The organism is Mesorhizobium sp. M7D.F.Ca.US.005.01.1.1 (assembly GCF_003952545.1).
GTDB lineage: Bacteria > Pseudomonadota > Alphaproteobacteria > Rhizobiales > Rhizobiaceae > Mesorhizobium > Mesorhizobium loti.
In genome coordinates this window covers 3,537,006-3,552,417 of the sequence record NZ_CP034453.1, presented here as the reverse complement: position 1 = coordinate 3,552,417, position 15,412 = coordinate 3,537,006, and the positions used below count along the sequence as shown (strand labels likewise).

15 protein-coding genes are annotated in these 15,412 nt (G+C 62.7%); 8 read left to right on the top strand and 7 right to left on the bottom strand.

The genetic code is table 11. From position 1 onward, the window contains the following. The first annotated feature begins 9 nt into the window (after positions 1-9). From betI to EJ076_RS16950, 5 genes are all read left to right on the top strand, one after another. Positions 10-648 (top strand): transcriptional regulator BetI, encoded by a 639-nt coding sequence (gene betI, locus EJ076_RS16970; RefSeq protein ID WP_126068657.1) that lies wholly within the window; start codon positions 10-12, stop codon positions 646-648. A gap of 123 nt (positions 649-771) precedes the next feature. Beyond that, the gene (locus EJ076_RS16965; protein WP_126068656.1) at positions 772-1,530 is read left to right on the top strand and encodes an SDR family oxidoreductase; all 759 of its coding nucleotides are present in this window, start codon (positions 772-774) and stop codon (positions 1,528-1,530) included. A gap of 335 nt (positions 1,531-1,865) precedes the next feature. Then, the gene (gene fumC / locus EJ076_RS16960) at positions 1,866-3,263 is read left to right on the top strand and encodes a class II fumarate hydratase (protein ID WP_109663023.1); all 1,398 of its coding nucleotides are present in this window, start codon (positions 1,866-1,868) and stop codon (positions 3,261-3,263) included. Positions 3,264-3,501: 238 nt separating this feature from the next. Continuing rightward, positions 3,502-3,921, top strand: a complete 420-nt coding sequence (locus EJ076_RS16955; protein ID WP_109663020.1) for a DoxX family protein — start codon at positions 3,502-3,504, stop codon at positions 3,919-3,921. 156 nt (positions 3,922-4,077) lie between these two features. Next, the gene (locus EJ076_RS16950; RefSeq protein ID WP_109663018.1) at positions 4,078-4,482 is read left to right on the top strand and encodes a DoxX family protein; all 405 of its coding nucleotides are present in this window, start codon (positions 4,078-4,080) and stop codon (positions 4,480-4,482) included. A gap of 25 nt (positions 4,483-4,507) precedes the next feature. Here the strand turns inward: EJ076_RS16950 and ppx are convergent, their stop codons facing one another. Then, positions 4,508-6,043 carry an exopolyphosphatase gene (ppx, locus tag EJ076_RS16945; RefSeq protein WP_126068655.1) on the bottom strand — a complete coding sequence of 512 codons (1,536 nt, stop codon included), beginning with the start codon at positions 6,041-6,043 and terminating at the stop codon, positions 4,508-4,510. Then, entirely contained in the window at positions 6,043-8,244 is a 2,202-nt protein-coding gene (locus tag EJ076_RS16940; RefSeq protein WP_126068654.1) for an RNA degradosome polyphosphate kinase, read from the bottom strand. Before EJ076_RS16940 ends, ppx begins: the two co-directional genes overlap by 1 nt. 143 nt (positions 8,245-8,387) lie before the next feature. On the opposite strand from EJ076_RS16940, the gene EJ076_RS16935 reads away from it, so the two are divergent. The 3 genes from EJ076_RS16935 to EJ076_RS16925 all read left to right on the top strand — a co-directional run bounded on the left by EJ076_RS16935 (position 8,388) and on the right by EJ076_RS16925 (position 10,184). Beyond that, positions 8,388-8,633, top strand: coding sequence for a zinc-finger domain-containing protein (locus EJ076_RS16935; protein WP_109663012.1), 246 nt, complete (start codon positions 8,388-8,390; stop codon positions 8,631-8,633). An 18-nt stretch (positions 8,634-8,651) separates the two neighbouring features. Beyond that, the gene (locus EJ076_RS16930) at positions 8,652-9,896 is read left to right on the top strand and encodes an FAD-dependent monooxygenase (protein ID WP_126068653.1); all 1,245 of its coding nucleotides are present in this window, start codon (positions 8,652-8,654) and stop codon (positions 9,894-9,896) included. A gap of 108 nt (positions 9,897-10,004) precedes the next feature. Next, the gene (locus EJ076_RS16925; protein WP_126068652.1) at positions 10,005-10,184 is read left to right on the top strand and encodes a hypothetical protein; all 180 of its coding nucleotides are present in this window, start codon (positions 10,005-10,007) and stop codon (positions 10,182-10,184) included. Positions 10,185-10,202: 18 nt separating this feature from the next. On the opposite strand, the gene EJ076_RS16920 is transcribed toward EJ076_RS16925, so the two are convergent. From EJ076_RS16920 to EJ076_RS16900, 5 genes are all read right to left on the bottom strand, one after another. After that, on the bottom strand, positions 10,203-10,871 hold the full coding sequence (locus EJ076_RS16920) for a TIGR02117 family protein (protein WP_126068651.1): 669 nt from the start codon (positions 10,869-10,871) through the stop codon (positions 10,203-10,205). Positions 10,872-10,986: 115 nt separating this feature from the next. After that, positions 10,987-11,790, bottom strand: a complete 804-nt coding sequence (locus EJ076_RS16915; protein ID WP_023761950.1) for an amino acid ABC transporter ATP-binding protein — start codon at positions 11,788-11,790, stop codon at positions 10,987-10,989. Positions 11,791-11,814: 24 nt separating this feature from the next. Then, entirely contained in the window at positions 11,815-12,972 is a 1,158-nt protein-coding gene (locus tag EJ076_RS16910; RefSeq protein WP_126068650.1) for an amino acid ABC transporter permease, read from the bottom strand. A 4-nt stretch (positions 12,973-12,976) separates the two neighbouring features. Further along, entirely contained in the window at positions 12,977-14,164 is a 1,188-nt protein-coding gene (locus tag EJ076_RS16905; protein ID WP_126068649.1) for an amino acid ABC transporter permease, read from the bottom strand. Positions 14,165-14,227: 63 nt separating this feature from the next. After that, the gene (locus tag EJ076_RS16900; protein WP_109663002.1) at positions 14,228-15,256 is read right to left on the bottom strand and encodes an amino acid ABC transporter substrate-binding protein; all 1,029 of its coding nucleotides are present in this window, start codon (positions 15,254-15,256) and stop codon (positions 14,228-14,230) included. Positions 15,257-15,412: the final 156 nt, after the last annotated feature.

The following is a 15,412-nucleotide window of genomic DNA, read 5'->3' as shown; positions in this document are numbered from 1 at the left end:
CGGGCGAAAATGTCAACGTGGATTCGAAATGCATGGACCGATCCCGTGAAACTCAAGCGTCTCAGTGAGATACGCCGCAAGGAATTGCGGCAGGCGGCCTTCGCGGTGCTGGAGCGCGAAGGCATTGCCGGAGCGACACTGGAAAAGGTGGCGGCCCAGGCCGGCGCCTCCAAGGGCATCGTGCTGCACTATTTCCGCAACAAGCAGGAATTGTTCGAACACGCGATGCGCGAGGCCAACGCCGTCCTGTGCCAAGCGGTGATCGCGCGGCTTCGCCGGGCGCATACCCCGATGGAGCGCATGGATGCGGTGATCGAGGGCAATTTCGAGGAGCATCTGTTTCAGCCTCCCCTGTGCCATGCCTGGCTGTCGCTCTGCGCCGAGGTGCCGCGCGACGAGAAGATGGCCCGTATCCAGAGGGTGATCCATGCGCGCATGCGCTCGAACCTGTTGTCGGGCCTGCGCGGCCTCGCCTCGCCGGCGGATGCCGACGACATCGCGCTTGGCGTCACCGCGCTGATCGACGGGCTTTGGCTGCGGCTTGGCCTGCAGCCGGGCAGTGTCTCGCGCGAACAGGCGGTCCGTCAGGTCAAGAATTATGTCGCGGGCCGGCTGGCCCTGCGGGAGCTTGCGACCGCCGGCGCGTAAACCGGCCTCGCCTGACCTGCCGGATGGCAACGGTCGAAGTTCATACCCGGGGATAGGCCGACGGCTTGACCGCGGCCGCCACTATACGGTGCTCTCGACGAGGCAGAAATCTCGGAGCGTCGAATGAGACTCCACAACAAGCGCGCGCTGGTCACCGGCGGGTCGGACGGTATCGGCCTGGCGATCGCCGAAGCCTATTTGCGTGAGGGGGCGGACGTCCTGATCGTCAGCCGCGACACCAAGAAGCTCGACACCGCCCGCGAGCGCCTCGACGGCAACATCGAGACGCTGTCGGCCGATCTTGCCACATCGGCCGGCATCGCGGCCGTCGTCGAGCAGGTGAAAAGATCCGGGCGGCCTCTCGATATTCTTGTCAACAATGCCGGGGTGGCTTTCCTGGTGCCGTTCGAGACCGTCAGCGAGGCGCAGTTCCAGCAATCCTTCGCGCTCAATGTGACGGCGGTGTTCTTCCTCACCCAGGGCCTGCTGCCGCATCTGGCAACCGGCGCATCGGTGATCAACATCTCGTCCTATTTCGCCAACAAGATGATCCCGAAGCGGCCGTCGAGCCTCTATTCGCTGTCGAAGGGCGCGTTGAACTCGCTGACCAAATCGCTGGCCTTCGAACTTGGCCCGCGCCGCATCCGCGTCAACGCCATCGCGCCGGGCACGGTCGACACCGCCATGCGGCGCAAGACCGTCGACAATTTGCCGACCGAGGCAAAGGCGGAGCTGAAGGCCTATGTCGAGCGCAGCTATCCGCTTGGCAGAATTGGCCGCCCCGACGATCTGGCCGGCATCGCGGTCTATCTGGCCAGCGAAGAGGCCGCCTGGACCAGTGGTGGCATCTTCTCCGTCGACGGTGGCTATACCGCGGGGTGAGGAGCTTTTCTCCCCCGTTGAGGGGGTGAGAAGCGGTCCGCGTAGCGGACGGGAAGCCAATTGCTTGGCTTTCCGAACGACGAACGCCCGGAGCGATAGCGAAGGGCCGGTCCGGCAGGCCAGAGGGGGTCGCCTCGCGTGAAGCGCCAGCCTGTTGCGGCAGCTAGGGGAGTTGCGCCAGGACGTACCGACCCGCTCTGTCGCCTTCGGCGACATCTCCCCCTCGAGGGGGCAGATCACCTTCAACCGATTTGCATCCTTGCCGCCCGCATTCTCCGCTTGAAGCCGTTTGTGCAACGCGATACGCCGTTGCCGACTTCGACAAGGAGAGACCCGTGACCGCTGCAAAGACCAGAACCGAAACCGACACGTTCGGCCCGATCGAAGTCGCCGCCGATCGCTATTGGGGCGCACAGGCGCAGCGTTCCCTTGGCAATTTCAAGATCGGCTGGGAAAAGCAGCCGGCGTCGATCGTGCGCGCGCTGGGCATCGTCAAGCGCGCGGCGGCCGAAGCCAATATGGACCTTCAGCGGCTCGACCCGGCGATCGGCAAGACGATTGTCGAGGCGGCGCAAGAGGTCATCGACGGCAAGCTCAACGACCATTTCCCGCTGGTGGTCTGGCAGACCGGCTCGGGCACGCAGTCCAACATGAATGCCAACGAGGTGATCTCCAACCGGGCGATCGAGATGCTGGGCGGTGTCATGGGCTCCAAGAAGCCGGTGCATCCCAACGACCACGTCAATATGAGCCAGTCGTCGAACGACACCTATCCGACGGCCATGCACATCGCCTGCGCCGAGCGCATCGTGCACGATTTGCTGCCGGCCCTGAAACATCTGCACAAGGCACTTGAAGCCAAGACCAAGGCCTTCGCGCACATCATCAAGATCGGCCGCACGCACACGCAGGATGCCACTCCCCTCACGCTTGGCCAGGAATTTTCGGGCTATGCCGCGCAGGTCGCCTCGTCGATCAAGCGTATCGAGCTGACGCTGCCGGGCCTGCAGGAACTGGCGCAGGGCGGCACCGCCGTCGGCACCGGCCTCAACGCGCCGGTCGGCTTCGCCGAACGAGTGGCGGATCGCATCGCCGCCATCACCGGCATCGCCTTCGTTACCGCGCCGAACAAGTTCGAGGCGCTGGCAGCCCATGATTCCATGGTGTTTTCGCACGGCGCCATCAACGCGGCGGCCGCGGCGCTGTTCAAGATCGCCAACGACATCCGCTTCCTCGGTTCCGGCCCGCGTTCGGGTCTTGGCGAACTGTCGCTGCCGGAAAACGAACCGGGCTCGTCGATCATGCCGGGCAAGGTCAACCCGACCCAATGCGAAGCGATGACGCAGGTCTGCGTGCAGGTGTTCGGCAACAATGCTGCCCTCACCTTCGCCGGCAGCCAGGGTCATTTCGAGCTCAACGTCTACAACCCGCTGATGGCTTACAACTTCCTGCAGTCGGTGCAGCTGCTCTCCGATGCCTCGGTCTCCTTCACCGACAATTGCGTCGTCGGCATCGAAGCGCGGGAAGACAACATCAAGGCGGCACTCGACCGCTCGCTGATGCTGGTGACGGCGCTGGCGCCGACCATCGGCTACGACAATGCCGCCAAGATCGCCAAGACCGCGCACAAGAAGGGCACCACGCTGCGCGAGGAAGCGCTCGCCACCGGGCTGGTCAGCGAAGCCGATTATGACCGCCTAGTGCGGCCGGAGGACATGACGCATCCGGGGTAAGCAATTCCAGGAAAAGTGTCTTGCGGTTTTCCGTCCGGAATTGCGTCAACCAGAAAACCCGACATTTCGCGACGGGAGAATTTACTCCCGTCGCGACCTGACCCGACGCGAATTTTGCGCGGGCCGCCCGATCACGGAAATGTAAGCGCTGTGAACAATGTGTCGCCAGTCTGGCGGCTTTGGTGAACAGTCCGCTTGCTCTATCTCACCGGTATCAACCCCTCCCGGAGAGAACCCCATGTCCATCAACACTTCAGTCGCCGCTTCCGGCACGTCCAATGCCTCGACCACCATCCTCCTCGGCCGCGTCCTGCTTGCGGTCATCTTCCTGCTGTCAGGCTTCGGCAAGCTCACCGCCATCGCCGGCACGGCCGGCTATTTCGGCAGCCTCGGCCTGCCCTTGCCGACCGTAACGGCCATTGTCGTCGGCCTGATCGAGCTTCTCGGCGGCCTCGCCATCCTCGTCGGCTTCCAGACCCGGATTGTCGCCTGGGTGCTCGCGATCTTCACTGTCGCCACCGGCTTGGTCGCCCACACCGGTTGGGCCGACCAGATGCAGATGATCCAGTTTCTCAAGAACCTCGCCATCGCGGGCGGCTTCCTCCTGCTGGCTTCCTCGGGCGCCGGCGCCTATTCGATCGACGCCAAGCGCGGCTGATCAACTACCACCAACAAATCAAAAAGAGGGGCGCGGAATTTTCCGCGCCCCTCTTTCGTTGTCTGTGCAGGCCTCCCAGGCAGCCGATTCCTGCTAGGGTCGCTGCGTCGGAATTGGCACAACCGCCCGACCCGACCCGACAACGGAGGTGAACGCATGCCCCGCAACGCGCTGCTCCTGCTTTCCCGGCTGCTGCTCGCCGCCCTGTTCGTGCCCTCCGGTTTCCAAGCGTTGAGCGATATTGCCGGCACGACAGGCTATTTCGCCGGCCTGGGCTTGCCGCTGCCGACGCTTGCCGCCTGGGGCACGGGACTGTTCGAACTCATCGCCGGGCTGCTCATCCTGGTCGGTTTCCAGACCCGGGTCATAGCGCTGCTGCTTGCCGCCTTCTGCATCGCCGCCGGTTTCATCGGCCATTACGGCCAGGGTGGCGGCGACCCGATTCTCGCCTTCCTGCACCAGCAGATGCTGATGAAGGACATCGCCATATCGGGCGGTTTCCTGGCATTGGCGATGGCCGGCGCCGGCGCCTGGTCGGTCGACGGGCGTGGTTTGGCGTAACGCCGACTTCACCGAGACGCTCTATTTATTTGACCGATATGCTGGGACCGCCCTCGACGGCCAACACCAGCCGGCGGTTGGTTATCCTTGCCAGTTGCGCCAGTCGCCCGGCCGGCCGTTCGCCATAGAGATCGGCCAGCGACGCCGGCAAGACCAGCGCCAGCACGCCGTTGCCGCGCTGTTCCCATTTCAGCCTGGGCATGATGCCGGGCATCGACGCCGTCAGCAGATAAACGACGCGCATCATCGCCGCCAGCACCCGTGCCCGCTCCAGATAGCGTGGCGTCGCCAGCGCCTTGATCTCGGGGGCGATGGCTTCGTTGAAGATGCCGTCGTGACGATAGGCGTTGGCCAGCGCCAGGAAGGCGCGGCCGGGATGGTCGACGCCGAAGAAAGACGCATGCGCGATGATGTTGAGCGATTGCTTGCCGCGATATTCCGGATGCGCGCGCCAGCCGATGTCGGCCAGCAATGCGGCTGCATGGCGATAGCGCGCCTCGTCCTCGGTCTCGTCAATACCGAAGGCGGCAAAGGTCCTGGCTGTCCATTCGACAAGTTCATGCGCATGGGTGACGGAGCGTGAGCGCAGGCGGGCGAGTTCCTCCGAAGCCGAAATCAGCGGATCGGCCTTTTGCTCGGCCTCGTGGAGCAGCGAATAGAGAAAGCCTTCGCGCACGCCGAGCGCCGAAACGATGATCTTCGACGGCTGCATCGCCGCCATGATCTCCTGCAGCACGATGGCGCCATAAGGCAGCAGCGAGCGGCGGTTCTTGGAAACGCCTTCGATCCCCTTGACCTTCTCGATCTCGGCTTTGGCCACCTGCTTGAGGAAGTTCGTCGCGCTTTCGGCCGATATCTCGTAATGGTGCATGACGCCGAGCGGATAGTTGGTCATTTCCATGTGCAGCCGGGCGAGATTTCGCCAGGTGCCGCCCACTGCGTAGAAGGGCCTGCCTTGCCCACCCTTCAACAGCTTCGCCTTCGCCAGTTCGTCACGCGCGATCTTCGCCGCCTGGGTCAGCGAGTTCTTCGCCATGTCCTGTAGGCGCAGGCCACCCAGCGGCAACGTTATGCCGTCACCGATCGCTTCGCCATTGACGTCGACCAGTTCGAGACTGCCGCCGCCCAGATCGCCGGCGATGCCATCGGCCGGATGGAAGCCGGAAATGACGCCGAGCGCCGAATAATAGGCTTCCTGCCGGCCGCTGATCACACGGATTTCGGTCTTGAGCACGTCCTCGGCCCGGTGGATGAAATCGGGACCGTTGATCGCCTCGCGGGCGGCGGCGGTCGCCAGCACATACATATGTTCGGCGCCGGCCTGGTCGGAAAGCGCGCGAAAGCGGCGGAACTCTTCCATCGAGCGGGTCACCGCCTCGGGATCGAGCTTGCCGGTCGAAACGATGCCACGGCCGAGACCAGCCAGCATCTTTTCGTTGAACAGCATGGTTGGCGAGCGCGCCAGTCCCTCATAGACGACGAGACGGATCGAGTTCGACCCGATGTCGATGATGGATAGCGGTCGGCGGTCCTGCAACCGGCCCTGGGAATCAGACAGCATCAGCCGGACGCTGCGGCGTTCTTCTTGCGGCGCTTGAACTGCGCAATGCGCTTGGGCGCATGCGACTTCAGCGCGTCACCCCGTCCCGACAGGCTCGGATTGGTCATGAAATATTCCTGCGCGTTGAACGGTTCCTCGCCCTCCTCCAGCACCACGCGCCGGGAGGTTCCATCAGCCAATACGTCGAAACTTTGCTGATTGTCCATGATGTTGCCCAGCATGATCTGGCCAAGGATCTGTTCATGCACAGTTGGATTGGTGATCGGCACCATGGTCTCGACGCGGCGGTCGAGATTGCGCGGCATGAGATCGGCCGAAGAGATGTAGACGATGGCCTCGTCCGACGGCAGGCCGTGACCATTGCCGAAACAGTAAATGCGGCTGTGCTCGAGAAAACGGCCGACGATCGATTTTACACGGATGTTTTCCGACAGGCCCGGAACCTGCGGCCGCAGGCAGCAGATGCCGCGCACGACAAGGTCGATCTCGACGCCGGCGCGGCTGGCATCATAGAGCGCGTCGATGATGATCGGATCGACGAGCGCGTTCATCTTCATCCAGATGCGCGCAGGCCGACCCTCCACCGCATGGGCAATCTCGTCGGCAATGTGCTTCAGGATGCGGCTTCTCAGCGTGAACGGCGAGATCGCCAACCGCATTTCATCGGTCGGCTCGGCATAGCCGGTGATGAAATTGAAGAGCTGGGCGACGTCTCGGGCAATCGTCGGATCGGTGGTGAAGAAGGACAGGTCGGTGTAGATGCGCGCGGTCACCGGATGGTAGTTGCCGGTGCCCAGATGCACGTAGTTGCGCAGCTTGCCGTCCTCACGCCGCACCACCAGTGACATTTTCGCATGTGTTTTCAGCTCGAGGAAGCCGAACACGACCTGCACGCCGGCACGCTCAAGGTCGCGCGCCCAGCGGATGTTGGCTTCCTCGTCGAAGCGCGCCTTGAGCTCGACCAGCGCGGTGACAGACTTGCCGGCCTCGGCCGCGTCGACCAGCGCGCGCACGATCGGGCTGTCATTGGAGGTGCGGTAAAGTGTCTGCTTGATCGCCACCACTTCCGGATCGGCCATCGCCTGGCGCAGGAACTGCACCACCACATCGAAGGATTCGTAGGGGTGGTGGACGACGATGTCCTTCTCGCGGATGGCGGCAAAACAGTCGCCGCCATGCTCGCGGATACGCTCGGGAAAGCGCGGATTGTAGGGCGTAAATTTCAGATCGTCGCGGGGGACGGCGACGATCTCGGAGATCTGGCTGAGCGCCAGCGGTCCGGTGAGCACGCTGATGCGGCTCGACGACACGCCAAGCTCACCGGCGACGAAGTCGCGCAATTCGGAAGGCATCAGCTTGTCGAATTCGATGCGGATCACCGAACCGCGGCGACGCCGCTTCAGCGCCGTTTCGAACAGGCGCACCAGATCCTCGGACTCCTCCTCGACCTCGATATCGCTGTCACGAATGATGCGGAACGTGCCGGAGCCCTTGACCTCGTAGCCGGGGAAGAGCTTGCCGATGTACAGGCCGACAGCTTCTTCCAGCGGGATGAAGCGAACATGGTGCTTGCGGTCCGGGAGGCGGATGAAACGCTTCAGCGCCACCGGCAGACGCAGCAGCGCGCTCATCTCTTCGCCGTTCTTGCGGTGGCGCAATTGCAGCGCCATCGAGAAGCCGAGATTTGGAATGAACGGGAACGGATGCGCCGGGTCGATCGACAGCGGGGTCAGCACCGGGAACACCTGCTCCTGGAAATGGTCTTCCAGCCAGACCTTCTCCTCCTTGGTGAGCGCATCGCGAGTGATGCTCTCGATGCCTTCCTTGTTGAGCAGCACGGTGAGCGCCGAAAGGCTCTTCTGCTGGTCTTCCTGCAGCCGCTCGACCTCACGCAGCAGCTGTTCGAGCTGCTGTTCGGGGGTGCGGCCGTCAGGGCTCTTCAGCGTGATGCCCTCGCGCACCTGGCCGGCAAGGCCGGCGACACGGACCATGAAGAATTCGTCGAGATTGGCGGCCGAGATCGACAGGAAGCGAACGCGCTCCAGCAGCGGATGATTGAGGTTCAGCGATTCCTCGAGAACGCGCCGGTTGAACTGCAGCCAGGAAAACTCCCGGTTGACGAAGCGATCGGGGTTGCCGCCCTCCGGACGAGCCACCTCGACGTTCACGAATTCGCTCTGCACCGGCTTCAGTTCGTTCATGGTTCCTGCTCTTCCCACCGCTCAGCCGGTTAACCGGCTTAACTTATCCTCTGACAGGCTTTTGCGACAGTTTCATTTCATCGATCTTGCAAAGAGGCCTGTTATGATCCAGATGCAGAAGAGACTGCGTTAAGGAGACGACGATGGCAGGCGGTTCCATTCCCCATTTTCAGAACGATGCGGGCCACCCGGCAATCGACATCGGCGTCAAGGAATTCATGTGCACGGGCGCCAATCCGCCTTTCGACCACCCGCATGTGTTTCTCGACATGGGTGGCGACAATGAAAAAGTCTGCCCCTATTGTTCGACGCTCTACCGCTATTCGCCAAAGCTGAAGGCGACGGAAACGCTGCCGGCCGGCTGCATCTATATCGACCAGGCCGCCTGAGTCTTCGCGACAAGCCCGATGAATGACACGCGATCCCGGCAAGTTGTCATCGCCGGGGCAGGTGTCGCCGGGCTGACCGCAGCCCTTGCATTCGCCGAACGCGGCTACCCGGTACGGGTGTTCGAACAGGCGCAGCGCCTGGAAGCAGCCGGCGCCGGCCTCCAGCTTTCTCCCAACGCGACACGCATCCTTCGCCAGCTTGGCGTACTCGACCGTCTGCTGCCGGAAGCGGTGCGGCCGGAAGCGGTGGTCTTGAAGGATGCCGCAACGCTGCGCGAACTGGCGCGGGTGCCACTGGGACAAGCCGCTGAAACGCGCTGGCAAGCGCCCTATCTCGTCGCTCACAGGGCCGATCTGCAGAGCGCACTGACCGCGCGCGTTGCCGAGATGCCGGATATCCGTCTCACCACCGGCGCCCGTATCGGCAGCGTTGCCACCGGCCCCGATGGCATCACGGCGACGGCCGAGATCGACGGCAAAACCATCAAGGCTGAGGGCTTCCTGCTGGTCGGCGCAGATGGTGTCTGGTCGTCGGTGCGCGCACTTGTCGATTCGGCCAAAAGGGCGACCTCGCCAAGAAGCCGGTTTTCCGGCGAACTGGCTTGGCGCGCGACCATTGCAGCGCAGAGTGCCGCAGGGCAGGCTTTCGCGGCGATCGGCACTCCGGACTGCGTCACCACCTTCCTGCACCCGGGCTTCCATATGGTGGCCTACCCCGTCAGCAAGGGGGACGCCTTCAACCTCGTCGCCTTCACCAGAGGCGAGCGTATTGCCGAGGGCTGGTCCGGCCATACCGATCCCGGCATCCTCGCCAGCGCAATGCGCGGCACCGCGCCTGGTCTTACAGAACTGGTGGAAATGGTTGGGGCGTGGCTGACTTGGCCGCTCCATACTGTCGAACAGAACCAGCCCTGGACAATGCCGGACGGCATCGCGCTGATCGGCGATGCGGCGCATGCGATGACGCCGTTCGCCGCGCAAGGTGCTGCCATGGCGATCGAGGATGCGGCGATGCTTGCCGATATTATTGCCGATTTCCCTGGCAATCCGGCACAAAGTCTTCAAATCTGGGAGAACCTGCGGCGGCCGCGCGTCGCCAGGGTCGCTCGTCGCGGCGCCATCAACCGCGTCGCCTGGCATGCCACGGGGCCAGTGGCGGTCGCCCGCAATCTGTTCCTGAAAATGCGCTCGTCGGACAAACTCGCGGCGGATTTGGACTGGCTCTATGGCTGGCAGGCACCGGAGGCTGTTGTTAGGCGTTGACAGGCTGGCGGGACAGCGCCCCCCTCTGTCCGGCAGGACAGAGGGGGGCGCGAAGGATCGCGACGTTGGCGTTCGACAGCAGCGCCTGCGCCGAGTAGAAATAGCACTATGGCCAAACTCATCCGGTACAAGTTCAACCCGGCAAATCCGCTTCCACTAACAGAGCCCCAGAAAGCGGAAATCGCAGCCTTGAAGGCGCGACCCGAGAGCGATGTCGATACAAGCGATATTCCTGAGCTGACCGAAAAGTTCTGGCGGAGGGCGATCCGTCGGCACACAGCAGACTGAAGTCGGCGCGCACCCCGCCTAATTATACAGCCGCATCGACAGGCCAAGCGATACAGGCAGCGGGTTCCACCAGCCAGTGCGCAGGCCGGCGGTGCGCAAGGCGGCCGCCGTCCAGGTGTTGCAGCCGACCAGTGCGTTGAAATGGCCATTGGCTTCGTAGAAGCCGTCGAACCTGGAATAGGCCGCATCCGGAACAAGGATCGGACCCTTCGGCCCCCGCTGGAAACTCGCATCGATGAAATCGAGCAGCGCCGCGAACCGATCCTCACCGATGTCGAACCCCGCGACGTCCGGGCGCGATTCGACGATGTCACCGGCGACATCGACATGCATGACCGAAGCATCGATGGTCAGCGCCTTCATCACCGGCACCGCCTTCAACTCAGACCATGTCGGCGTCTCCAGGTAGAAAGCGCGGCCGCCCCAGCCAAAGACGATGTAGCGGACCTCCGGACTGTCGGCCGGTATGCCGGCGTCGACCAAGAAGCGGAAGCGCTGGCGCACGCTACCATCGACCGGAATGGCGATGTCCGTGTGGATGGCGTTCTTCAGCACCAGGATGTGGCGCGCCGTGGCGGGCCTGTCGGCGATTGCTTGCCAGAGCGGTCGCGGTACGAAAGTACCCAGCACGACGGCGAGCATAGCCCCAATCAAAACAAGGCCAAGAAAACGTCCCAGTCTTTTCATGAATGGCGGCCCTGCAGACGCGCTCCGGCGCGACACAAATCGCCCGCCTCCTGCTCATCCATACGCAAAAGAGCCCGGCAGTGTTTCAGCCGGGCTCCCCGTGGCCGTCGAAGGCCTAGTGCAGGATCTGCGACAGGAACAGCTTCGTGCGCTCGTGGCGCGGGTGGTCGAAGAACTCGGCCGGCGTGTTCTGTTCGACGATCTGGCCCTGATCCATGAAGATGACGCGGTTGGCGACCTTGCGGGCAAAGCCCATCTCGTGGGTGACGCACAGCATGGTCATGCCTTCTTCGGCCAGACCGACCATCGTCTCCAGCACTTCCTTGATCATTTCCGGATCGAGCGCCGAGGTCGGCTCGTCGAACAGCATGATGCGCGGGTTCATGCACAGCGAGCGGGCGATCGCCACGCGCTGCTGCTGGCCGCCGGACAACTGGCCGGGATATTTGTGCGCCTGTTCCGGGATCTTGACGCGCTTGAGGAAATGCATGGCGATTTCCTCGGCCTGCTTCTTTGGCGTCTTGCGCACCCAGATCGGCGCCAGCGTGCAGTTCTCCAGGATGGTCAGATGCGGGAACAGGTTGAAGTGCTGGAACACCATGCCGACCTCGCGGCGCACCTCGTCGATCTTCTTGAGATCGTTGGTCAGTTCCTTGCCGTCGACGATGATCTTGCCCTTCTGATGCTCTTCCAGGCGGTTGATGCAGCGGATCATCGTCGATTTGCCGGAGCCCGAAGGGCCACAGATGACGATGCGCTCGCCGCGCATCACTTTCAGATTGATGTCCTTGAGCACGTGGAATTCACCATACCATTTGTGCATGGCGATGATGTCGATGGCGACATCGGTGGTGGAAATCTGCATCTTGGCGGCGTTGACCTTGATCTCTTCCGCGCTGACGGCATTTTCGGTGGCCATGACGGGATCCCCTTGTTCTTTTGTTTAGCGTTTGTGGCCGGTGTCGAGCCGGCGTTCGGTGAACATTGAATAGCGCGACATGCCGAAGCAGAACAGCCAGAAGACGAAGGCCGCGAAGATAAGACCGGACCTGGCGGTCTGCGCCGTTGCCCAGTTTGGGTCGGAGAAGTTCTGCTTCACGATGCCGAGCAGGTCGAACATCGAGATGATGATGACCAGGCTGGTGTCCTTGAACATGCCTATGAAGGTGTTGACGATGCCCGGGATGACCAATTTCAGTGCCTGCGGCATGACGATGAAATACATCTTCTGCCAGTAGCCGAGACCGAGCGAATCGGCACCTTCATACTGCCCCTTGGGGATCGCCTGCAGGCCGCCGCGCACCACTTCAGCCATATAGGCGGCGGCAAACAGCGACACGCCGATCAGCGCGCGCAGGAACTTGTCGAAGCTGACGCCCTCCGGCAGGAACAGCGGCAGCATGACGCTGGCAAAGAACAACACGGTGATCAGCGGGATGCCGCGCACCGTCTCGATGAAGACGACGCATAGCGTCTTGATGATCGGCATCTTGGAGCGACGGCCGAGTGCCAGCACGATGCCCAGCGGCAACGACACGGCAATACCGACGAAGGACAGGCTGAGCGTTACCAGCAGCCCGCCCCACAGCGAGGTCTCGACATGCGGCAGGCCAAACATGCCGCCGACCAGCAGGATGAAGGCGACGATCGGCAGCACAAAGAACAGCAGAATGGCATTCAGCCCTTTACGCGGCACTTTCGGGATGAGCATCGGCACCAGCAGCGCCACGAAGAAGATGGCGACCAGGATCGGCCGCCAGCGCTCCTCGATCGGATAGCGCCCGACCATGAACTGGCCGAACTTGGCATTGACGAAAGCCCAGCAGGCGCCGGTCCAGCCATCCGGCTGGACGCCGCCTTGCGCCACGGTGGCGCATACGGTCCGGTCCGGTCCCGTCCACACAGCGTTGATGAACGCCCAGTTGATGATTTGCGGCAGGATCAGCGCCACCAGCGCGATGCCGGCGATGGTCAAAATGGTGTCGCCGGCGGAAGCGATCAGGTTCTTGCGCACCCACGCGCCAAGACCCGTGACCCCGGCTGGCGCCGGCTGCGCCAGCACCATTTCGGTGCGCACCCAGGACATATCATGTTCTTGCATGTCCTTACCTCTCCACCAGCGCCATCTTGGCGTTGAACCAGTTCATCACAAGCGAGGTCAGGAGGCTGATGGCCAGATAGATCACCATCATGATCACCACGCCCTCGACAGCCTGGCCGGTCTGGTTCAGCACCGTACCGGCGGTCGCTGTCAGGTCCGGATAGCCGATGGCGATGGCGAGCGACGAGTTCTTGGTCAGGTTGAGATACTGGCTGGTCAGCGGCGGAATGACGATGCGCATGGCCTGCGGCACGACGACCAGCCGCAGGATCGATCCGGGCCGCAACCCCAACGCACCGGCAGCTTCCGTCTGGCCCTTGCTGACGCCCCTGATGCCGGCGCGTACGATCTCGGCAATGAAGGCGGCGGTATAGCAGGACAGCGCCAGATACAGCGACAGGAACTCCGGCCTGACCTGGAAGCCGCCGGTCAGGTTGAAAGTCGATTGCTTCGGGTAGTCGAAAGTCAGGGGAAAGCCGCTCAGCGCATAGGCGAGCAGCGGCAGCCCGACGATCAGCGCCAAGGCTGTCCACAACACCGGGAATTGCTGGCCGGTCGCCATCTGCCGTTGCCGCGCCTTGCGCGCCACGAACCACGCCATGCCGATGCCGACAACCAGAGCGACGAAGATCAGCCAGGAGCCGTCGCCCCACACGGCGCGTGGAAAATAGAAGCCGCGCTGGTTGAGGAAGGAGCCGAACGGCAGATTGATGCTGTCGCGTGGTGCCGGCAGCACGGCCAGCACGCCGGAATACCAGAAGAAGATGACCAGCAGCGGCGGGATGTTGCGGAACACCTCGACATAGACCGTGCAGATCTTCCTGATCAGCCAGTTCTGCGAAAGCCGGCCGATGCCGACAATGAAGCCGATGATTGTCGCGGTGATGATGCCGACGATGGCGACGATGACAGTATTGAGGAAGCCGACCAGGATGGCGCGGCCATAGGTCGAATCCGATGAATAAGCGATAGCGCTCTCGCTGATGTCGAAGCCGGCGCGGCCCTTGAGGAAGCCGAAGCCCGAAGCGATGTGAAGGCGCGTCAGGTTGGCAATGACGTTGTGGGCAATCCACCAGACGCCCGCCACCAGCAGAACGACGACCAGCGCCTGGAAGAATATGCCCCGGACTTTCGGATCGTTGATAAAGGAACCGCGGCTGGGCTCCTCGCGAAGAACTTCCTGCGATGCCATTCGACCGTCCCCTGGAAAGAGAAACCGGAAGGCAGACGACCTGCCTCCCGGATCACATTTCGATCAGCGGATCGGCGGAGCGTATTGCAGGCCGCCCTTGGTCCACAGCGCGTTGATGCCGCGCGCGATCTTCAGCGGGCTGCCCGAACCGACATTGCGTTCGAACATTTCGCCATAATTGCCGACGGCCTTGACGATGTTGACGACCCAGTCATTGGAGACGCCGAGATCGGTGCCGATCTTGGTATCGGCTTCCTGGCCGAGCACGCGCTTGATCTCAGGGCTGGCCGAATTCTTCATTTCATCGACATTGGCCTTGGTGATGCCGAGCTCTTCAGCCTGCAACAGCGCGAAATAGGTCCACTTGACGATGTGGTACCACTGGTCGTCGCCCTGGCGAACGGCCGGCCCGAGGGGCTCCTTCGAGATGATCTCGGGCAGCACGACGTGATCGGCCGGCGATCCCAGCGTCAGGCGAATGCCATAGAGGCCCGACTGATCGGTGGTGTAGACGTCGCAGCGGCCGGCGTCATAGGCAGCGTTGACCTCTTCCAGCTTTTCGAAGACGACCGGATTGTACTCCATCTTGTTGGCCTTGAAGTAGTCGGCGAGGTTGAGCTCGGTGGTCGTGCCGCTCTGCACGCAGACGGCGGCGCCGGAAAGCTGCAACGCGGAATTGACGCCCGGCAGCTTCTTGGCATTGATCATGAAACCCTGGCCGTCATAGTAGGTGACGCCGATGAAATTCAGGCCAAGTGCCGTGTCGCGGTTGATCGTCCAGGTGGTGTTGCGCGACAGGATGTCGATCTCGCCGGACTGCAGCGCGGTGAACCGCTCCTTGGCGCTGAGCGGCGTGAACTTGACCTTGGTGCCGTCACCAAAGACGGCGGCCGCGACAGCGCGGCAGAAATCCGCGTCGATGCCTTGCCAGTCACCCTTGTCGTCTGGCGCCGAGAAACCGGCGAGGCCGGTCGAGACGCCACACTGGATGAAGCCCTTCGCCTTGACGGTGTCGAGCGTGGTTGCCGACGCGGCCGACGCCACCAACCCAAGCGTGGCGGCGCCAAGAATGCCGATAGCAATATGTTTCATGACCCACAGACCCTTCTTCTGTTTTTCAGGGCAAACCCTGATTTTTTTCCCGTGTGAACGCAGTTCCCATTCCGGCCCATTCCCGGAACCCCGCATCGTAACCGACGCGCCGCCTCCCATTCACAAATGTCATCGAAGGCGATAATTCCTGTGAGG